The 20832-nt window shown below is 45.7% G+C and carries 18 protein-coding genes and 5 tRNA genes; 18 read left to right on the top strand and 5 right to left on the bottom strand.

Annotated elements, in window-relative coordinates; translation table 11 throughout:
• Nucleotides 1–494: 494 nt before the first annotated feature.
• From VRK_RS12020 to VRK_RS11995, 6 genes are all read left to right on the top strand, one after another.
• On the top strand, nucleotides 495–1379 hold the full coding sequence (locus VRK_RS12020; RefSeq protein WP_059121587.1) for a carbohydrate ABC transporter permease: 885 nt from the start codon (nucleotides 495–497) through the stop codon (nucleotides 1377–1379).
• A 2-nt stretch (nucleotides 1380–1381) separates the two neighbouring features.
• Nucleotides 1382–2302: a carbohydrate ABC transporter permease gene (locus VRK_RS12015; protein WP_197413097.1), complete on the top strand. Its 921-nt coding sequence runs from the start codon at nucleotides 1382–1384 to the stop codon at nucleotides 2300–2302.
• Between the two features lie 19 nt (nucleotides 2303–2321).
• Nucleotides 2322–3467, top strand: a complete 1146-nt coding sequence (locus tag VRK_RS12010) for an ABC transporter ATP-binding protein (RefSeq protein ID WP_059121586.1) — start codon at nucleotides 2322–2324, stop codon at nucleotides 3465–3467.
• A 38-nt stretch (nucleotides 3468–3505) separates the two neighbouring features.
• Complete coding sequence (locus tag VRK_RS12005) at nucleotides 3506–4786, top strand: ABC transporter substrate-binding protein (protein WP_059121585.1); 1281 nt, start codon at nucleotides 3506–3508, stop codon at nucleotides 4784–4786.
• A 108-nt stretch (nucleotides 4787–4894) separates the two neighbouring features.
• Nucleotides 4895–6565: a pectate lyase gene (locus tag VRK_RS12000; RefSeq protein ID WP_059121584.1), complete on the top strand. Its 1671-nt coding sequence runs from the start codon at nucleotides 4895–4897 to the stop codon at nucleotides 6563–6565.
• Nucleotides 6566–7993, top strand: coding sequence for an EmmdR/YeeO family multidrug/toxin efflux MATE transporter (locus VRK_RS11995; protein WP_082671373.1), 1428 nt, complete (start codon nucleotides 6566–6568; stop codon nucleotides 7991–7993).
• Between the two features lie 156 nt (nucleotides 7994–8149).
• On the opposite strand, the gene VRK_RS11990 is transcribed toward VRK_RS11995, so the two are convergent.
• The 5 genes from VRK_RS11990 to kduD form a co-directional block, all read right to left on the bottom strand.
• Nucleotides 8150–8773 carry a bifunctional 4-hydroxy-2-oxoglutarate aldolase/2-dehydro-3-deoxy-phosphogluconate aldolase gene (locus VRK_RS11990; protein ID WP_059121583.1) on the bottom strand — a complete coding sequence of 208 codons (624 nt, stop codon included), beginning with the start codon at nucleotides 8771–8773 and terminating at the stop codon, nucleotides 8150–8152.
• Between the two features lie 44 nt (nucleotides 8774–8817).
• The gene (locus VRK_RS11985; RefSeq protein WP_157371904.1) at nucleotides 8818–9774 is read right to left on the bottom strand and encodes a 2-dehydro-3-deoxygluconokinase; all 957 of its coding nucleotides are present in this window, start codon (nucleotides 9772–9774) and stop codon (nucleotides 8818–8820) included.
• Between the two features lie 250 nt (nucleotides 9775–10024).
• Nucleotides 10025–10666, bottom strand: a complete 642-nt coding sequence (locus tag VRK_RS11980; RefSeq protein ID WP_038183105.1) for an RpiB/LacA/LacB family sugar-phosphate isomerase — start codon at nucleotides 10664–10666, stop codon at nucleotides 10025–10027.
• A gap of 36 nt (nucleotides 10667–10702) precedes the next feature.
• Nucleotides 10703–11029 carry a cupin domain-containing protein gene (locus VRK_RS11975; RefSeq protein WP_059121582.1) on the bottom strand — a complete coding sequence of 109 codons (327 nt, stop codon included), beginning with the start codon at nucleotides 11027–11029 and terminating at the stop codon, nucleotides 10703–10705.
• A 91-nt stretch (nucleotides 11030–11120) separates the two neighbouring features.
• Entirely contained in the window at nucleotides 11121–11882 is a 762-nt protein-coding gene (gene kduD, locus VRK_RS11970) for a 2-dehydro-3-deoxy-D-gluconate 5-dehydrogenase KduD (RefSeq protein WP_059121581.1), read from the bottom strand.
• Between the two features lie 257 nt (nucleotides 11883–12139).
• Here kduD and kdgR point away from each other — a divergent pair, with 257 nt between their 5' ends.
• From kdgR to VRK_RS11910, 12 genes are all read left to right on the top strand, one after another.
• Nucleotides 12140–12922 (top strand): DNA-binding transcriptional regulator KdgR, encoded by a 783-nt coding sequence (gene kdgR / locus VRK_RS11965; RefSeq protein WP_059121580.1) that lies wholly within the window; start codon nucleotides 12140–12142, stop codon nucleotides 12920–12922.
• A gap of 186 nt (nucleotides 12923–13108) precedes the next feature.
• Nucleotides 13109–13612, top strand: coding sequence for a nicotinamide-nucleotide amidase (gene pncC / locus VRK_RS11960; RefSeq protein WP_059121579.1), 504 nt, complete (start codon nucleotides 13109–13111; stop codon nucleotides 13610–13612).
• 228 nt (nucleotides 13613–13840) lie between these two features.
• Nucleotides 13841–14890, top strand: a complete 1050-nt coding sequence (gene recA, locus VRK_RS11955) for a recombinase RecA (protein WP_059121578.1) — start codon at nucleotides 13841–13843, stop codon at nucleotides 14888–14890.
• An 85-nt stretch (nucleotides 14891–14975) separates the two neighbouring features.
• Entirely contained in the window at nucleotides 14976–15440 is a 465-nt protein-coding gene (gene recX / locus VRK_RS11950) for a recombination regulator RecX (RefSeq protein WP_059121577.1), read from the top strand.
• Nucleotides 15441–15624: 184 nt separating this feature from the next.
• Complete coding sequence (gene alaS, locus VRK_RS11945) at nucleotides 15625–18207, top strand: alanine--tRNA ligase (protein WP_059121576.1); 2583 nt, start codon at nucleotides 15625–15627, stop codon at nucleotides 18205–18207.
• A 232-nt stretch (nucleotides 18208–18439) separates the two neighbouring features.
• Entirely contained in the window at nucleotides 18440–19627 is a 1188-nt protein-coding gene (locus tag VRK_RS11940; RefSeq protein ID WP_059121575.1) for an aspartate kinase, read from the top strand.
• An 88-nt stretch (nucleotides 19628–19715) separates the two neighbouring features.
• Complete coding sequence (csrA, locus tag VRK_RS11935) at nucleotides 19716–19916, top strand: carbon storage regulator CsrA (RefSeq protein ID WP_059121574.1); 201 nt, start codon at nucleotides 19716–19718, stop codon at nucleotides 19914–19916.
• Between the two features lie 280 nt (nucleotides 19917–20196).
• Nucleotides 20197–20289: transfer RNA gene (locus VRK_RS11930), tRNA-Ser, on the top strand.
• Between the two features lie 27 nt (nucleotides 20290–20316).
• Nucleotides 20317–20393, top strand: a tRNA-Arg gene (locus VRK_RS11925).
• Between the two features lie 17 nt (nucleotides 20394–20410).
• Nucleotides 20411–20503: transfer RNA gene (locus VRK_RS11920), tRNA-Ser, on the top strand.
• Nucleotides 20504–20562: 59 nt separating this feature from the next.
• Nucleotides 20563–20639 (top strand) — tRNA-Arg (locus VRK_RS11915).
• Nucleotides 20640–20680: 41 nt separating this feature from the next.
• Nucleotides 20681–20757: transfer RNA gene (locus VRK_RS11910), tRNA-Arg, on the top strand.
• The last annotated feature ends 75 nt before the right edge of the window (nucleotides 20758–20832 follow it).

The raw sequence follows: 20832 nt of genomic DNA, 5'->3' as shown, positions 1-20832 counted from the left end.
TTTAATATAAATGTATCAATAAACGTGATCTCTTTAGTGTTTGTGGGATTCTTCTTTGTGACTTCGTGTTCATGAAAAGATGGGATGACATGATTTTTAATATTGATGATTTTATATGATTGATAATATTTATTTTTATTGCTTTTGAACTGATGTGTGATATTGGAGATGTATTGAGGATCTATTTGATTTCAATCGTCGTCTATGCGTGTTTTTTAATTCATATTGGCTTGATTTAATATCCAATGCGCAGCATATGTATACTGCAGGAGAAGATTAATCTAGTGTTTATTTTTAAAATATAAAAATGAAACTATATTTCATATTTTTTATTTTTTAATATAAAAATGACATTCAAGATCACAAATATGAGGTTATTCGCTGGTAGTTCAGGTGGGATTCAGTTTAATAGAAATAACGATTCCGAATGAGACGTTCACCCGAATCGACCATTCGGCCACTGTTGATTTTTTTTTTCAGAGGACGAGAGCAATATGTATGAAAGTCGTAAGCTGGGACTTGCTTACTTGTCGCCTTATATTATCGGGCTATTGGTTTTTACTGCATTTCCCTTTGTATCGTCATTTCTGATGAGTTTCACCGATTACGATCTGATGACGTCACCAGAGTACGTCGGTATTGAAAACTATCGGTATATGCTGACGGAAGATGACCTGTTCTGGAAGTCAATGAGTGTCACATTCTTGTATGTGTTCCTGACCATTCCAGTGAAGTTGGCGTTTGCCTTATTCATTGCCTTTATCTTGAACTTTAAGTTACGGGGGATTCGATTTTTCAGAACGGCATATTATATCCCTTCAATCCTTGGCAGTAGTATTGCCATTGCGGTTTTATGGCGGGCATTGTTTGCCATCGACGGGGTATTAAACGGTATGTTAGCCCTCGTTGGTATTGATGCTGTGAACTGGCTTGGTGAGCCGTCTTTTGCACTGTTTTCAATCACATTATTGCGTGCTTGGCAGTTCGGGTCAGCGATGGTGATTTTTTTGGCGGCATTGCAAAATGTCCCTCAGTCTCAGTATGAAGCGGCATTGATTGATGGTGCCAGCAAATGGCAGATGTTTATCAAGGTCACGGTACCGCTCATTACACCCGTTATTTTCTTCAACTTTATTATGCAAACCACTCAGGCTTTTCAGGAGTTTACCGCACCGTATGTGATTACCGGTGGCGGGCCGATGAAGTCAACCTATCTGATCTCGCTCTACATCTACGAAACCGCGTTTAAGTTTTTTGATATGGGGTATGGGAGTGCATTGGCATGGGCGCTGTTTATTGTCGTAGCCATATTTACATCCATCACATTCCGTTCTTCGAAGTACTGGGTGTTCTATTCAGGTGATAAGGGGGGTAAATAATTATGGCTTCTGTCGCGAGTGTTTCTGCCGAACAGAAACAAAGTAATCAAGCACATCATAGCTATGTGGAGAATGATCGCACCATTCGTCGTGAAAAAATCAATGCGGCGATTCGTTATACGATTCTGATCATTGTCGGCGTGATGATGCTCTATCCGTTGCTGTGGATGTTTTCTGCCGCAATGAAACCAAACCATGAAATCTTTTCGTCGATGAATCTGATTCCGAGTGAATGGAGTCTGGATGGGTTTATCAATGGGTGGAAGACCGGGACGGAATATACGTTCGGTCATTATATCCTGAATACCTTTGCCTATGTGCTGCCGAAGGTTTTCGTCACGGTGGTGTCATCAACGATTGTCGCTTATGGCTTTGCCCGGTTTGATATCCCATGGAAAAAGTTTTGGTTTGCAACCCTGATCGCCACTATTTTGCTGCCTCAATCGGTCCTGTTGATCCCTCAATATTTGATGTTTCGTGAGATGGGATTGCTTGACTCTTATTTACCGCTCTATCTGCCTTTCGCATTTGCAACACAAGGATTCTTTGTCTTCATGCTGATCCAGTTTTTGCGCGGGGTTCCGACCGATATGGAAGAGGCCGCCATGATTGATGGGTGTAACTCTTTTCAGGTGCTCTGGCATGTGGTTGTGCCGGTCATTCGTCCTGCAATTATCTCCGTGGCACTGTTCCAGTTTATGTGGTCGGTAAACGATTTCCTTGGTCCGCTCATTTACATCTCCAGCGTTGAAAAGTACCCCATCGCCCTAGCGTTGAAAATGTCCATTGATGTCACGGAAGGTGCGAGGTGGAACGAAATTCTGGCAATGGCTTCAATCGCTATCATTCCTTCAATTCTGGTGTTCTTTATGTCACAGAAATATTTTGTCGAAGGCGTCACCAGCAGCGGTATTAAAGGTTAAATTCTGAGGAGTAATCACAATGGCGGAAGTGAAGTTTAACAAATTAGAGAAAGTCTACTCGAACGGTTTTAAAGCAGTCCATGGTGTTGATTTAACCATTCATGACGGTGAGTTTATGGTGATTGTCGGTCCCTCTGGCTGTGCCAAATCGACCACATTACGTATGCTTGCCGGTTTGGAAAATGTGAGCGGTGGCGAAATCGTGATTGGGGGACAAGTCGTCAATAATCTGGCCCCGAAAGATCGGGGGATTGCGATGGTCTTCCAGAATTATGCGTTGTATCCGCATATGACGGTGCGGGAAAATCTGGGGTTTGGTCTGAAACTGCAAAAACTACCCAAGCATGAAATTGACCAGCGTGTTGAAGAAGCTGCAAATATTCTTGAGATCGAGGAACTACTTGATCGTTTGCCAAGACAGTTGTCCGGTGGGCAGGCACAACGGGTTGCTGTCGGACGGGCGATTGTCAAAAAACCCGAGGTTTTTCTGTTCGATGAACCCCTATCGAACCTGGATGCCAAGCTACGTGCATCGATGCGGGTTCGGATCACTGACCTGCATCGCCATCTGAAGCGTGAAAATCATCCGGCAACAGCGGTGTATGTTACTCACGATCAAACTGAAGCGATGACGATGGGTGATCGCATTTGCGTCATGAAGCAGGGGGAGATCATGCAAGTTGATACACCGGATGAACTGTATAACAACCCGGTCAATATGTTCGTGGCCGGATTTATCGGTGCACCGGAGATGAATATGTGCGATGTCATTCTTTCTGAACAGGACGGTGGTATGGCCGCCCTGTTAGGTGATCAAATTTTACAGCTGCCCCCGCATAAGGCGGCCACAATCCGCAGTCACGGGTATCAAAAAACCGTGTTGGGGATTCGTCCTGATAGCATCACACTTGCGCTGACGGAGCCGGATGTCGGGCAACAAACCATCATCGGGGATGTGATTCGTATGGAGAATATGGGGCATGAAGTCTATGTCCATTTCCGAGTCGGGCAGTATGATTTTATTGCCAGAATTCCGATCGATGATGTCCGCGATAAGCTCAACATGGAATTAAGGAAAGAGGTGATGTTTGTTGTGGATATGAATAAAGCACACATCTTCGACAAGGAGACAGAAAAGAATATCTCAATACAAAACAATAAATAAATTGGAGAACAACAATAAACTTATTTGGAGACTAATCCATGAATAGAAAGGTACTGACTACACTGATTTCTGCTGTGATTACAACCGCTTCTGTGGCTGTACAGGCTCAAACAGAACTGCGAATGTCATGGTGGGGGGGGAATAACCGTCACCAAGCCACACTGCAAGCGTTGGAAAAATTTCAGGAAAAATATCCTGATATTAAAGTCAAAGGCGAATATACCGGCTGGGATGGGCATTTGTCCCGTCTGACTACACAAATTGCGGGCAATACTGAACCGGATGTTATGCAGACCAACTGGAACTGGATGCCGATTTTTTCCCGGGATGGTCAGGGTTTTTATGACATGAATGCCCAAGCTGAGACGTTACATTTATTTAATTTTCCCGGTGCGCTCGGTTTGACGACAATTGACGGTAAACTGAATGGGTTGCCGGTCAGTATGACCTCCCGCGTGTTCTTTTATAATCGAAATATATGGATGAAAGCTGGCGTCGGTTATCCGCGCTCATGGGATGAACTGATGAAAGTCGGACCGGTTTTCAAAGAAAAGCTCGGTGATGATTATTATCCGTTGGTGATTGAAGCGCGTGATGTTTTTGCCATGAACCGCTCTTATTTTATCCAGAAGTATGGCAAAGATATCATCAATCATGACACCAATCTGATCAATTTTAACCAAGAAGAAATGGCACAGTTCTTCCAGCTTTACGTCGATCAGGTAAAAAGTCATCTTTTCCCGTCAACCAAAGAGTTTGCTTCTTACGGAAAAGGGAACATGTACGAAATGCGTCCGTGGATCGATGGTCGTTTTGGCGGGTTGTATATGTGGGATACCGCGATTGGTAAATATGCGGCTAATTTAGCGCCACCAATGACTCTGGAGCTTGGACCCTATCCGATGCTCGATGGGGCGACGGACTCGGGATTGTTGGCAAGACCTTCGATGATGTTTTCTATCGGGCGCAATACCAAACACCCGAAAGAAGCTGCTTTGTTAGTTGATTTCTTGCTCAATGAGCCGGCTGGGGTGAAAGCCATGGGGTTGGCACGAGGAATGCCGATCAGTTTGGCTGGATTTAAAACCTTACAGGATGATGGTCAGATTGATGATAAGAGCTTGTCTTATCAAGGCTATCGTTTAGCACAGCAATTGCCGAAGCACATTATTCCGACGCCTTATACGGATAATGCACAATTGCTGGAGTTATTTGCAGAGTCAATGCAGCAACTGGATTATGGTCAGACTGATGTAGAAGGCGCTGCCAAAAACTTTTTGCGTCGTGGCAACCGAGTGTTAAAACGGATTGCTGATTAACCTCATCATTCTGTTTACCTGATTGATTACCGTGCTTTTTACTTTTTCTGGCCATTCGATAAAAGCCCCGGTCTCGGGGCTATATCTATTTTGCATTGGAGGGTTTGCATGTCTGCATCTCGGTACTCGCGGCTGGCTATCGTGACTCGTTTTTATCGACAGGCGCTAAAATTGGCGCATGCTGATATTTCTCCACTGTTGGCTGATGGTCTTTGTGTGACATCCGGGGAGCCGGTTTGCTGGACTTATCCGGATGGCCGGCGCGTTGCCATGAGTAACTTTGCCAGCCAGCAAAACCTGATGCGTGGATTGACGGCAATTAGTATTGTGACAGGAGACGGCGCTTTTTTGCGTCAGGCACAAGAGACGACGGCCTATTTTCTGGAACATTATGTTGATCAGCGCAGTGGATTATTTTACTGGGGCGGACATCTGTTTGTTGATCTCAATTCAGGTCATCCGGAAGGGCCGGAGAGTAAAGCTCGGGTGCATGAGCTGAAGCATCATTTTCCTTATTATGATCTGCTACACCAAATTCGCCCCGAGGTGACGGAGTGTTATCTGCGAGGATTCTGGGCTGCTCATGTGACCGATTGGCAAAAACTGGATCTCACCCGGCATGGTGAGTATGGACAACCGTTTCTTGCAAATATCTTTCAACAGTACTCCCCTGAGCCGGTGGTGGATCCGCGCCAATGGCCACAACTGCCGGAAACAGTTGGTTTAACCTTTGTTAATGCGTCAACCGATTTGATCTATGCGGCTGTCCATTACTATCGTTATACCGGTGATCAAGATGCTTTAAACTGGGCGAAACATTTATATCATCAGTTTGTTTTGGCACGTCACCCAGAGACGGGAATGCCGGTTTACCAGTTTTCTTCTCCGCGACAGCGTGAACCTGTCCCGGACGATGACCGTTTAACTTACTCTTGGTTTGGAGATCGGGCGGCTCGTCAGTTTGGCCCTGAGTTTGGTGCGATCGCCCGTGAAGCCAATGTACTGTTTCGGGACTGTTGGCCGTTAATCATGGATAATCCGCTGGCGATGATGGCTTGTGCGGAGCAAGTCGGTGACCGGCAATGGCTTGAGTGGATAGCCGACGGGCTAAAAGCTTATTTTCACTATGCCTGGGATGAACAAGACAACCAAATGATCCCGATGTGGAATAGCGGACAAGATATGACAGGGTATACCTTTGTCCGGGATGGCTACTATGGTGATAAAGGCACTACGTTGTCGCGACAACCCGCTGATCCTGCATATTTATTCCCGTTGATGAAAGCTGCATTGTTGACGGGGGATCATGAATTATGCCAACTGGTGAGTCGCATGTTTGCGCGATTCAAATTAGGAGCGCTTGATCCCGTAACGCTGGTTCCCATCCGTCTCGCCCAAACAACCTCATGTACATCGGCTTATCTGATTTTTGCGTTGTTAGAGCTGAATCAATATCATCCCGAACCTGAAGTGTTGCGTTTGGCAGATGTCGTGGCGGAGAATTTATTGGCACGCCATTATCACGCGGAGAGTGGATTGTTTATTGCCCATCCTCAACAGGAAAATGCGCGACTCGATGACCCGCTTCCTTATGCTTTAGTGGCGATAGAAGCTGCATACCAACAGTGTTATGCGCAGCTCCCGCCATTATTTTCCACTGGTGGGTATTTACACGGTGAACAGCGTATTGCCGGAGAGATCAAAGTGGTGTACGACCGCGATATCATTTATGAGCAGCCTTATCCTGAGATGGCGATGTCAACGGGACCGGCTGAGTGAATGAAACCTTTCTCTGTGATCAATACGACTCTCGGCAGGCGCTTTGGGTTACGTCAGCGGCATCGCGTATTATTCCAACATGATATTTGGCCATTTGCCTGGCCGATTTTTATTGAACTGACTTGTGTGGTCATGATGGGCATCATCAGTACGATTCTGGTGAGCCGACTTGGTGCGCAAGAGACGGCTGCGGTTGGTATTACGGATAGTATCACTTGGGTTGTTATCTCATTGCTGTCTGCGATTGCGCTGGGTGGCTCGGTGGTGATCGCACAAGCTTTTGGGCGTTCGGATCGGGAAAAAGCACAGGCCTGCGCGAGTCAGGTGATGTCATTGAGTGTCTTGATGAGCCTGTTCGCCTTACTGCTCATCTATTACTTGGTGGCACCGATTTTGTCTGTGGTCGCCTATGGAGCAACGGTTCAGGTGATTGATTTGAGCGAGCTTTATCTTCAGCTTATTGTTTTCAGTTACCCGGCCTTAGCGATTACATTGGCTGGCAGCGGGGTGTTGCGAGCCGTCGGAAACTCTCGTTTGCCTGCGTTGAGTAATATCATGATGAACCTGCTGAATGTTGCATTCAGTTATCCGTTGATCTATGGGGTTGATGAACTTTTTCCCGGCAGCTGGAGCGGTTTGGGGTTGGTTGGCTCTGGTATCGGGATTATTGCCGCCCGTTGGGTCGGCGCTGTGCTTATCGTGATTTGTCTGATCCGCAATACAACTTTAAAAATTCAGTTACAGCGATATTTCCGCCCTTTCCAGCGGGAAACGCTGGTGGAGATTCTGGCCATCGGTATTCCTTCCAGTATTGAGTCGTTGATGTTTAATCTGGGGAAGCTGATCACGCAGATCATGGTTGCAGGGATGGGAACGGTCGCGATGGCAGGTAATGTTGTGACCTTCTCGGTATTACTCTTGTTAAATATTCCGGGAAATACACTGGCAATGACATCGACAGTGTTAATTGGTAAACGTTTGGGACAACATAAACCGAATGTGGCGTACCAAGAAATGAAGTTGATCTTCTGGCTTGCAACCGGATTACTGACGCTGTTTGCGGTACTGATTGTGCCAATGGCGGAGACGGTTGCCCGTTTTTATCTCTCGGATGATGATGTAGTCGGCGTTGTGACCAATCTGTTGTTGATCAATGCTCTGATGACGCCTGTTTGGGGCGCTTCTTTTGTCTTACCCGCTGCATTTAAAGGGGCGAAGGATGTAACTTTCTGTATGTGGGTAGCGATTGTCAGTATGTGGGGCGGACGAATGATGCTGGGGTATATTCTCGGGATCACGCTGGAAATGAATATCTATGGTGTCTGGCTCGGGATGTATGCAGATTGGTGGATTCGTGGTGTTATCTATTTCTACCGCATGGTGACTCAGGGCTGGTTAACCGTCTATCGTAGAAAAATACTATCGTAGCCTCTCTATTTATGGCCACTTAATTTATGATCACTTTTGATCGAAAATTATTATCGAACATCGCTTAAAGAAAAAGCTCTCACCCAAAGACACCGGATTGATTTACTCCGGTATGATTTCTGCGAGAGCCGTTCGTATGGCTATGTTACTGCCGGTTTAGCGAATGATGGTCGCAACTTCCTTGACGAGAGCTGCCAGCTCATCCCACTTTTCTTCCTCAATCAGTTGATTGGGAACCATCCATGTGCCACCGCAAGCCAGTACGCTTGGAATGCCCAGATAACTTTTTATATTCTGAGGATTAATGCCTCCCGTCGGCATAAAGCGTACCGGATAGACCGCTGACATCGCTTTGAGCATCGCGGTACCACCTGATGGCTCGGCAGGGAAGAACTTAAGTGTTTTCAACCCCATTTCCATCGCTTGCTCAACCAGACTGGGCGTGTTGATACCCGGAATGATGGTGATTTGTCGTTGCTGACAATATTTGACGGTTGTTGGGTTAAATCCCGGACTGACAATAAAATCTGCACCCGCATCTATTGCTGCGTCAACCTGAGCGGGAGTAAGCACTGTTCCTGCCCCGATTAATATCTCTGGATATGCTTCGCGCATACTGGCAATCGCTTGTGCTGCTTGTGCGGTCCTGAACGTGACTTCAGCACAAGGCAGGCCATTTTCAATGAGAACCTGTGCCAGTTTGACTGCCTTTTGGGCATCGTCCAGCGCGATGACCGGAATGACGCCGATGGCTTCTAACTGTTGTTCGAGTGTTTTCATCTTTTTTCCTCATTATCCGATACTGAATATTCGATCAATTGTGTTTATCTTGTTTCCACATCAACGGGCGTCTCAATTTCAGGCATATTTTGTTTGGGAATAATCGCACCACGATGTTGAATGACTAGCCCGGCAAGCCGGTGGGCTGATTGAGCCGATAACTCGCAGGATTTACCTAGAAGACGAGCGGCGAGATATCCGGCACTGAAAGAGTCACCGGCAGCCGTTGTATCAACAATCTGTCTGACGGGGGCTGGTGCGACTGACCATTGAGCTGTATCACAAGTCACAATGCAGGCATCTCCTCCCTGTTTGATGACGATTTCTTTGACCCCGAGCCCCTGAGTTCGCGCAAGTGTCTGAGACGTTTGTGTATCGCCCCAAAGCGCGGTTTCATCATCAAAGGTCAGGAATGCATAATCGGTTATGGATAATACTTGGGTATACCAATGTCGGGCTTCTGCGGCATTCTCCCACAAGGTCGGCCGATAATTATTATCAAACGCAATGGCAATACCATCTTGATGACAGAGGCGAAGCGACTCAAGTAAAATTTCGCGACAGTCTACGGGCAGAATTGCCAGACTGATACCACTTAAGTAAATTAAACCATATTGCGCTAAGCGCGCTGCAAGTTCGGTTGGTGTCTGTTGCCGTAACCAGTATTTTGCTGCTGAGTCATTACGCCAATAGTAAAAACTGCGTTCACCATCTGCTGCGGTTTCTATGGCATAAATGCCGGGTAACTTGTCAGGTGAAATAGCAACCATATTGGTATCAATACCTTCCTGCTGCCATGCGTTGAGCATATCTTGACTGAATGGATCTCTTCCCAATCCTGTCACATAAGCGGTGGTGATCCCCTGTGAGTGAGTTAATCTTGACAGATAGATTGCGGTGTTGAGTGTATCCCCGCCAAACCCTTGTTCAACCTGATGATTGGCTCGCCGCAATTCAACCATACACTCACCAATAATGGCGACTTGAGTTATTGGCAACATAAAAGCTCCTGAGAATAACAACCGGGTAAAAAGGCTATTTTATTTATTATTGATTAAAAATGAAATAACGTTTTATTTTTATGTGATTAAGATCTTTGACTGATTATTGGTTGCTTGGCACGAAACATCACCAAAACTTACACGCCATGTCTGATTTCGGGAGTCGGCACAAGAAAAAAGTCAGCCTATAACAGGCTGACAAGTAACTGATTCTTAATCTTTGTTAGGTAGGTAGATCAGATCAGTGAAACTATTTCAGCAAGTCACGCACGTATGCTGCAATGTCGGGCTTCTTGCAATTGTCGAAGAAACATTCCTGAAAACGAGGTCCTGACACCGCTGTTTTGACCAGTTCTTGATCAATCGCTTTTAACGTATCGAGATAGTTATCTTTGACGACAGCTGATTTGACCTGATTGAGGATCCCGGCATTTTGTTTTTGTGGCGCGGCACGTTCCAGCGGGTAACCCTGTCCACGTTCGCCCGTGGTGAATGCTTTTTCAAAAATATAACGAATGTTTAGTTCTGCTCCCCAGCCATAACCTTTAGCAAAGGCCAATGAGAGTGCATTACCGTTGTTGATTTGGTTGAACAGAAATGCATCGGATGGTTCCAGACAGTACCCGCACACAACACCGGGATGAATGTTGAGTGACATCATCGCCCCCTGACCTGTACCACATCCGGCGACGACAAAATCTACGGCTTCTGAATTCAAAAGCAGGCTTGCCATGATGCCAAGGTGAATATAGGTGAGGTGGTGATCATTTTCGTCACTCATACCCACGTTGTAGACTGAGTCACCTTGTGGTGTGACGACTTGGGTCAACTCATTCAGTACCACAGCGTTTTTAGCCGCTTGACTGTTTTCCATCATTAATGCGATTTTCATGTTTATGCTCCTGCGGTCAAATACCGCAATATAGATTTATGATTTGAGGAAATCTTGCCGCATCGGCGTGAAATTATCGAGTAACACACCGGGTTCGAGACAGACACATCCGTGCATAACATTGGGTTCTTTATAAAGAACATCCCCCGCTTTGACGATCTTGGTTTCATCACCAATCGTAAACTCAAATTCACCGGACAATACATAAGTGAGTTGTTCGTGGGGGTGGTTGTGCATCGGACCAACAGCACCTTTTTCAAAGTGAACTTCAACGCTCATAATGTTATCGCTGTAGGCGAGGATTTTCCGTGATACGCCACTCCCAAGATCTTCCAGCGCAACCTCTCGGTTATAAATGAACATGTTTTCCCTCTTTAATTTGACTGAAGGACAATCAATCGGAAATCTGATTCGATTCCCGATTTGGTGGATTGTTTTTCTCTATTTGCCCGAATTAACGAGCCAGCCAACCACCGTCAACGGCAATCGTATAGCCATTGATGTAGTCTGATGCTGATGATGCCAAGAACACACAAGGACCGGCTAAATCTTCAGGAAGCCCCCAACGTGCTGCCGGAATCCGCTCGACAATCTCTTGGTTGCGTGATTCATCAGCCCGAAGAGCAGCCGTGTTATTGGTGGCCATATAACCGGGTGCAATCGCGTTGACATTAATCTGATGTTGCGCCCATTCATTGGCCATGAGACGTGTAATGCCCATCACACCACTTTTTGATGCAGTATACGAAGGAACACGAATACCACCTTGAAAAGAAAGCATGGAAGCAATGTTAATGATTTTGCCTCCGGTGCCTTGCGCCATGAATTGTTTGGCAACTGCCTGAGACATAAAGAAAACGGATTTCACATTGATGTCCATGACATCATCCCAGTCTTTTTCTGAAAATTCGATAGCATCATTGCGGCGAATAATGCCCGCATTATTGACTAGAATATCAATGCGACCGAGCTCGGTGATCGCACGATCAATAATATTGGGAATATCGTCCAGCATCATCAGGTTGGCTTGAATCGCCACGAACTTGCGACCGAGCGCTTGAACCTTTTCAATGGTTTCTGTGGGGTGAGCAATATTGACTCCGACAATATCACAGCCAGCACCTGCTAAACCTAATGCCATTCCCTGACCTAATCCTGTGTCACATCCGGTGACAATTGCAACCTTTCCTTGCAGGTTAAATGAATCGAGAATCATATTCTGCTTCCTCTAGTGGTAACATGCAGCGCGAATGAATCATGATCGTTCACGTTTTGTATGATTTACATTACACAAAAAAAACACGGCTTGCAATTTTTTTTGAAACGCTTTTTCATAAAATATGATTCATGTATTTATTTTGTGCTTGCCCGGTTCTGGTTCTAAATTTTTGAAATGGCTTTTTTAAATTACTGGCTCTCTGACTTCTCTTCGTTATAATGAGAAAAAGACAAACTTGTAGGAATAGATTATTCATGCAGAAATCTACCCAGCCAGAAGCCGTTTCTTCGGTGTTGAAAGTATTTAGTATTCTTCAGGCATTAGGCGAACAAAAAGAAATCGGAGTGTCTGAATTATCTCAACGATTAATGATGTCTAAGGCGACAACCTACCGCTTTTTGCAGACGATGAAGTCTCTAGGATATATCTCTCAGGAAGGTGAGGCCGATAAATATTCTCTGACCCTGAAACTGTTCGAACTTGGTGCAAAATCACTTGAGTACGTTGATCTTGTTTCTCTTGCGGATAAAGAGATGCACTGTATCTCTGAAAAGACCAACGAAGCGGTGCATTTGGGCGCTTTGGATGACGGTGCAATTATCTATATCCATAAAATCGATTCCGGCTACAACTTAAGGATGCAGTCCCGTATCGGGCGACGGAATCCGCTCTACAGTACCGCGATTGGTAAAGTTTTACTGTCTGAGCGAGATGAGTCCTTTGTCCGTCAGGTTCTTGAGCCGGTCGAATTCGTCAAGCATACCGATAAAACATTAGAGAATGTTGATCAGTTATTAGCGGAACTGGCGTATGTCAGAGAACGACATTTTGCCGAAGATAATGAAGAGCAGGAATCCGGTCTGCGTTGTCTTGCCGCTCCCGTATATGACCGATTTGGGAATATTATTGCTGGATTGTCGATCTCGTTTCCAACCATTCGTTTCGATGAGAAACGGATGTCTTATTATGTCGGGTTACTTCAGCAGGCTGGCAAAAATATTTCTGAGCAACTCGGATATCATCAATATCCCGTCTAGCCAATTGTCGGATTGGTTTGTCAATGGCAGCAAAGGCTGCCATTTTTTATGGGTGCGATAACCGTAAATACGGTTTGCCGATGACGGTGGGCTGGTTTCAGGGCAACTGCTTTTATTTGACTTGATGAGCGCTTAGGATGTGCGAATTGAGGCAAACTGAGCAATCGCAACACGGAGGGAACATCGATGGAATTACATGAAACTTTAAGTCAACGTATCGGAGAATTACTTTTGGCATGTGGGGGTATTCTGGTGACGGCCGAATCCTGTACCGGTGGCGGTATTGCAACTGCTATTACAGAGATTGCCGGGAGCTCCGCTTGGTTTGATCGTGCGTTTGTTACTTATAGTAATGAAGCCAAAATGCAAATGCTGGGCGTCCGACAGGAAACGCTGTCACAGTGGGGGGCAGTCAGTGAGCAGACGGTTTTAGAAATGGCCGCAGGGGCTTTATTTCATTCTCAGGCATCGCTGGCGGTCTCCGTGAGTGGTATTGCCGGCCCCGGTGGTGGCAGTATCGAGAAACCCGTGGGAACCGTTTGTTTTGCCTGGCAAACACGTTCGGGGTGGGAGAAGGTTGAAACTGTTCATTTTTCAGGAAGTCGCACGCAAGTTCGCTCTCAAGCGGTTTACCATGCTTTGCAGACGATTCATGATTATCTGACCCATGAGCGTGTCTCACAGTCATGAAAGCAACCATTGTTTGATCTGTTCACCTTTGCTGTTCATGGCGTTGAATGAGTGGCATACCGTATCAAAACATGGCCTGAAAGTGATATGATCCCAAGGATTCAACCCTGTTAGGAAAATTCATCGACAGGTCTGGACACTGTATGAATTTACAGTATAATCATTCAACATATTTTGGGGAAACAACCCATAGACTTAATATCTGAAAGTGACTGTCTGGAGAACGTAATGGACGAGAACAAACAAAAAGCACTGGCCGCGGCACTGGGACAAATTGAAAAGCAGTTTGGTAAAGGGTCAATCATGCGTCTTGGTGATAACCGTACCATGGACGTTGAAACGATCTCTACAGGGTCTCTTTCACTGGATATCGCTTTAGGTGCCGGCGGTTTACCAATGGGACGGATTGTTGAAATCTACGGCCCGGAATCTTCAGGGAAGACCACACTGACTCTGGAAGTCATCGCTGCAGCACAACGTGAAGGTAAAACCTGTGCATTTATCGATGCTGAACATGCATTGGATCCGGTTTATGCGAAGAAGCTTGGGGTTGATATTGATGAACTGCTTGTCTCTCAGCCAGATACAGGTGAACAAGCGCTGGAAATTTGTGATGCATTGGCGCGCTCCGGTGCTATTGATGTCATGGTCGTTGACTCGGTTGCAGCATTGACACCGAAAGCAGAGATTGAAGGTGAGATGGGTGATAGCCATATGGGGCTACAGGCACGTATGTTATCTCAGGCAATGCGTAAGTTGACCGGAAATCTGAAGCAATCGAACTGTATGTGTATTTTTATCAACCAAATCCGGATGAAAATTGGGGTGATGTTCGGTAACCCTGAAACAACAACCGGTGGTAATGCCTTAAAATTCTACGCTTCTGTTCGGCTTGATATTCGTCGTACCGGATCAATTAAAGAAGGCGACGAGGTGGTTGGTAATGAAACGCGTATCAAAGTGGTGAAAAACAAAATTGCTGCACCGTTTAAAGAAGCAAATACGCAAATTATGTATGGTCAAGGATTTAACCGTGAAGGTGAGCTGGTTGATTTAGGCGTGAAGCATAAACTGGTTGAAAAAGCGGGTGCTTGGTACAGCTATAACGGGGATAAAATTGGTCAGGGGAAAGCGAATGCTTGTAAATACCTGCGTGAAAACCCTGAAGTTGCCAAAGTCATTGATCATAAAATTCGTGAAATGTTGCTGAGTAATGACCCGATTCCTGAAGACGATCAGGAAGGGGTTGAGACAGCACTTCAGCAAGAAGAAAATTAATTCGCGACGTGCTCAGATGACGCGATAAGCGATAAGATCGTGAAACAGCCCTGCAGATGCAGGGCTTTTTTAAAGGGGATTTCAGATGCATAAATCACATTCGAGAACCTGTTTGGAAACCGCGATCCAGCTATTAAGCCGCCGGGATCATGGCTGTATTGAGTTATACCGTAAGTTGATGGCAAAAGGCTTTGACGACAATGAAGCCGATCAGGCTGTACAGGCTTGTGAACAGTATGGCTACTTGGATGATATGCGCTATACGCAAGGCATGATTCGACATCATATTGCCAAAGGTCACGGTGAACAGAGAATCTATCAATCGTTGAAACAAAAGCAAGTCGATGAATCAATCATCGCTGAGCAGTTGGCTGCATTGGATATGAATTGGTTTGAATTAGCCAAATCAACGGCAGAGAGAAAGTTTGGTATCAGCCTGGAAGAGCCGGAAAAAGATCCCAAGGTGTATGCGAAACAAGTCCGTTTTTTGCAATATCGGGGGTTCAATTTTGAACAGATTCAATATGCATTGAATCCCAACCACAGATAATGTGCTCCCCCATGCTTGGGAAACTCCGTAAAGATTAGCTTCGCTGACCTGCCTTATTATAGTCGATGAGCGACTTTGTTTATCTGTATTTACTCTTCAAAACAAAACTAGGCGAACACTTATCCATGCTTTACAATAGGGCGCAAAATTTTAGTTGAATCTTTGAATATTTCAGGAATAGCACATGTACATGAGCACTGACGAGGTTCGCCAGGCGTTCCTCTCGTTCTTTGAAACAAAAGGACACCAAATCGTAGACAGTTCATCTTTGGTCCCTGCCAATGATCCAACACTGCTATTCACGAATGCGGGGATGAACCAGTTTAAAGACTGTTTTCTTGGTTTAGAAAAGCGCGATTATACACGAGCTGTTACCGCGCAACGCTGTGTTCGGGCTGGTGGTAAGCATAATGATTTGGAAAATGTCGGCTTTACTGCGCGACACCATACATTTTTTGAAATGCTGGGTAACTTCAGTTTCGGTGATTATTTTAAGCAAGACGCCATCCAGTATGCGTGGGAGTTTCTGACTGAAGTCCTCAAGTTACCTCAAGAGCGTTTGTTAGTCACCGTTTATCAGACAGATGATGAAGCGTTCGATATCTGGCACAAGCAGATCGGTCTGCCTGCTGATCGGATTATCCGTATTGGTGATAAAGAGGGTGGCAAGCCTTATGAGTCAGATAACTTCTGGCAAATGGGTGATACCGGCCCTTGTGGTCCGTGTTCTGAAATTTTTTATGATCATGGTGAGAGCATTTGGGGCGGTCCTCCGGGATCACCGGAAGAAGACGGTGACCGATTCATTGAAATCTGGAATAACGTTTTTATGCAGTATAACCGTCATGCTGATGGCACGATGGAACCTCTGCCAAAACCGTCTGTCGATACAGGAATGGGGATTGAGCGTATTTCAGCAATCATGCAAAGTGTGCACTCGAATTATGAAATCGACGTCTTCCAGACTCTGATTAAAGAAGCTGCGCAAGTGATTGGATGTGATGATCTTTCAAATCAGTCGCTCCGCGTAGTTGCGGATCATATTCGCTCTTGTTCATTCTTAATTGTAGATGGAGTGGTGCCGTCTAACGAAGGTCGTGGTTATGTCCTGCGACGCATCATTCGTCGTGCCGTACGTCACGGTAATAAGTTGGGTGCTCAGGGCGTATTCTTCCATAAATTGGTTGGTCCGTTGGCCGAAATTATGGGCAGTGCCGGTAAAGAGTTGAAAAAACAGCAGGCGGTGGTTGAAAAAGTGCTTCGTATCGAAGAAGAAAACTTCGGACGAACACTGGAACGCGGCATATCTATTCTGAATGAAGCGCTGGAAAATCTGGATGGAAAAGTTCTCGACGGAGAAACCGTCTTCAAACTTTATGACACCTATGGTTTCCCTGCGGATTTGACCAATGATGTTGTGCGAGAACATGGTCTCAATATTGATGAAGCCGGATTTGAACAGGCAATGGAAGCACAACGTCAACGTGCGCGTGAAGCCGGACAGTTCGGCACGGATTACAACACCATGATTAAAGTTGACGCTTCAAGCCAGTTCTGTGGTTATGAAGGCACGGAAGGACAAGGCAAGATCGTTGCTCTGTTTGTTCATGGTGAATCGGTTGAGACACTTTCATCCGGTGATCTCGCAATGCTGGTATTGGATGAAACGCCATTTTATGCGGAATCAGGTGGCCAGTGTGGCGATGCCGGTGTGATTCGTACCGATAGTGGTGTGTTTCAGGTTGTAGACACTCAAAAACAGGGCAATGCAATCATTCATTATGGCTCATTGGTTGAAGGGGTTCTGAATCAAGGCGAAACGGCTGAGGCTCAGGTTGATGCCAAAAGAAGATCTGCAACGTCGTTGAACCATTCTGCGACACATTTGTTGCATGAAGCCTTGCGCCGCGTTTTGGGTGAACACGTGACTCAGAAAGGTTCATTGGTTCGAGCAGAAAATCTGAGATTTGACTTCTCTCACATGGAGGCCATGACTGCCGAAGAGCTGAAAGAAGTTGAACGGATGGTAAACCGACATATCCGGCATAACCATACGGTTGAAACGAATATTATGGGGCTTGATGAAGCCAAAGCCAAAGGCGCGATGGCTTTATTTGGTGAAAAGTACGATACCAACGTCCGTGTCTTATCGATGGGCGATTTTTCGACTGAATTGTGTGGCGGTGTCCATGCGAGCAGTACCGGTGATATCGGGTTATTTAAGATTATTTCCGAAAGTGGTATCGCTGCCGGGGTTCGTCGAATTGAAGCCGTGACCGGTGAAGCTGCGCTGGATTTGATTGATGAGCAGCAAACAACTTATGAAAATAAGCTGGCTGAGGCGGCTCAGAAAGCAAGACAGTTGGAAAAAGAAATCCAGCAGATAAAAGATAAGCTGGCATCTCAGGCCAGTTCAAATCTGCTTCAGCAAGTGAAAGAGATTGCTGGTGTTAAAGTCTTGGTTGCTCAATTACAAGGTGCGGATAATAAAGCACTTCGCGGTATGGTTGATGAGTTGAAAAATCAGATGGGCAGCGGAGTGATTCTGTTGGGCAATGTTAATGACGGAAAAGTCGGCCTCATTGCCGGGGTAACGAAAGATTTGACCAGTCAGGTGAAAGCCGGTGAGCTTGTCAATCTGGTTGCTCAGCAAGTCGGCGGTAAGGGAGGGGGGCGCCCGGATATGGCTCAGGCCGGCGGTAGCGATGTGAATGCACTGCCTCAAGCTTTGGCATCTGCGGAAGCATGGATTGAATCCCAGCTGTAATCTAAAGTTACATGTAACTTTAGATTGATTCAAAATAATTATTTATCCCTGACCAAGTGGTTTAATTAGCGTCTGTAAACTAAGCTGATAAGCCGCTTGGTTTTGTTTTTATCACATTTTTTACGGTGATGTTCTTGAATCTGAGATGACATCGCCATGTACCGAATGATACCCAAACAGACTGTCTGGGTTGATTTCTGAGAGAGACTTTGTCTTAGGAAGGTGACGACTGGTGAAAACTCCCCTTATAGTTCAAAAATTTGGTGGGACATCGATGGGTTCGATTGAAAGAATCCATACGGTAGCACAACATGTAATCGATGCGAAAGCACGTGGTCAGCAGGTGGTGGTCGTGGTGTCGGCTATGTCTGGTGAAACTAATCGATTATTAGATTTAGCCCATCAGGTTGATCGGGTTCCAAATGCTAGGGAACTGGATGTGATTTTATCCGCAGGAGAGCAAGTATCGATGGCTCTACTGGCAATGACGCTGCATAAAATGGGGTATTCAGCGCGTTCATTCACAGGTTCCCAGCTTGGTATTGTGACGACAAATCAGCATAACGATGCGACGATTCTACAAGCTGATACAGCGAAAATTCAGCAGTTATTGAATGAAGATACGATCGTGATTGTTGCTGGTTTTCAGGGCGTGAGTGAGAATGGTGATATCACGACGCTGGGACGTGGCGGTTCTGATACGACCGCAGTGACGCTTGCCGGAATGCTGGCAGCGGATGAATGTCAGATATTTACCGATGTCGATGGCATTTACAGCACGGATCCCAGAATTGTCGGAAATGCCCGAAAACTCGATGTTATCGATTTTCCCTCAATGGAAGAGATGTCTCGGAAAGGCGCGAAAGTGCTCCATTTGCCGTGCGTCCAATATGCGTGGCAACATCAGGTTCCGTTGCGGGTTTTATCGACATTTGAACATAATGAAGGAACCCTCATTCGTGGGGAAAATTCACCGTATGATGTATGTGGTATTGCGGTCCAAAAAGAGATGATCAAGCTGAGTTTCGAACCTCATCACGTTGATTCCATTCTGAAACAATGCCATTTGTTAGGAATTGATGTATGGAATGTGATCGGTGATGCAGAATTCACAGCTTTACTGATTAAACAGGATGCTAGTGCTAAGTTGGGACTGGTGTTTGAAGATAAAATCCGTAATAGTAAGCCAGTTAGCTTACTGACGATTGTCGGCAAGAAAGCGAATGATTTGATCGATTCAACATATCAGTTGCTTTGTTCTGCCAATATTCTGATAGATAGTGGTTATTCTGATAACTTATCTCATAGTTTGGTGATCGCGCCTGAACAAATAGATAGTGCAGCGAATGTCATTCATGAAGCTTATGTCATTTCCGGTTCATTTGTTGATCATGAGCCCAAACAGCGTTTTATGGGCTGATTTTGTATGAGACAGTTTACCCCTATAGGTTTTTTAATAGATAATAATGTAGTTAAGGCAAAACAGAGATGACTCAAGGAGCCAAAGAATGCTAATTTTGACTCGCCGCGTAGGCGAAACGCTCATGATAGGTGATGAAGTCACAGTAACTGTACTCGGTGTGAAAGGCAACCAAGTGAGAATTGGTGTCAATGCTCCCAAAGAAGTATCTGTTCACCGTGAAGAAATATACATGCGTATTCAGGCAGAAAAAGGGGGGAATAACAGCTCAGGTACACCGAGCTATTAATCCTCGATGAAAGGCTGGCAATCAATTTTTTGTCAGCCTTTTTTATTCCAACCGGATGGCGATGATTCTCTCTATCTTCCTGCTTTTTATCGTGTTGATGATTCGAGTCACAAATCGATTGATTGATGACTTAGTGTGAGCGATGTCTCGGCTGGCGATAAAAGAGGCAATTTATTTCACATTGATTAAATAGCCAACGCTTGATGCGTTTTTTTCCTGTTTTTTCCAAGAAAATGTTTGACATATTTTTGGTAAATCGTAATATGTGCCTCCGCAAGACGGTGAGGTGGCCGAGAGGCTGAAGGCGCTCCCCTGCTAAGGGAGTATACGGTTTATAGCCGTATCGAGGGTTCGAATCCCTCCCTCACCGCCATGTCTTGCTTGATTCATGAAGTATTGCGCGCTCGTAGCTCAGCTGGATAGAGTACCTGGCTACGAACCAGGCGGTCGAAGGTTCGAATCCTTCCGAGCGCGCCACTTTATGGTTGTGTTGTGGTGAGGTGGCCGAGAGGCTGAAGGCGCTCCCCTGCTAAGGGAGTATACGGTTTATAGCCGTATCGAGGGTTCGAATCCCTCCCTCACCGCCATAAACACGGATGATTCGTGAGTTGGAACAACACAGTGTCAGTGAATATTGAAGTATTGCGCGCTCGTAGCTCAGCTGGATAGAGTACCTGGCTACGAACCAGGCGGTCGAAGGTTCGAATCCTTCCGAGCGCGCCACTTTAATGTTGACGGCAATATCAGAAAATTGATTTAACAGTGCGCTCGTAGCTCAGCTGGATAGAGTACCTGGCTACGAACCAGGCGGTCGAAGGTTCGAATCCTTCCGAGCGCGCCATTACTTCGATTATTTGATCAATGATGCATTTCATCAGCGCGCTCGTAGCTCAGCTGGATAGAGTACCTGGCTACG

This window comes from Vibrio sp. MEBiC08052 (assembly GCF_001506075.1).
Lineage (GTDB): Bacteria > Pseudomonadota > Gammaproteobacteria > Enterobacterales > Vibrionaceae > Vibrio.
Note: the sequence above shows the minus strand (reverse complement) of the source record. Positions and strands in the feature narration are given on the sequence as shown.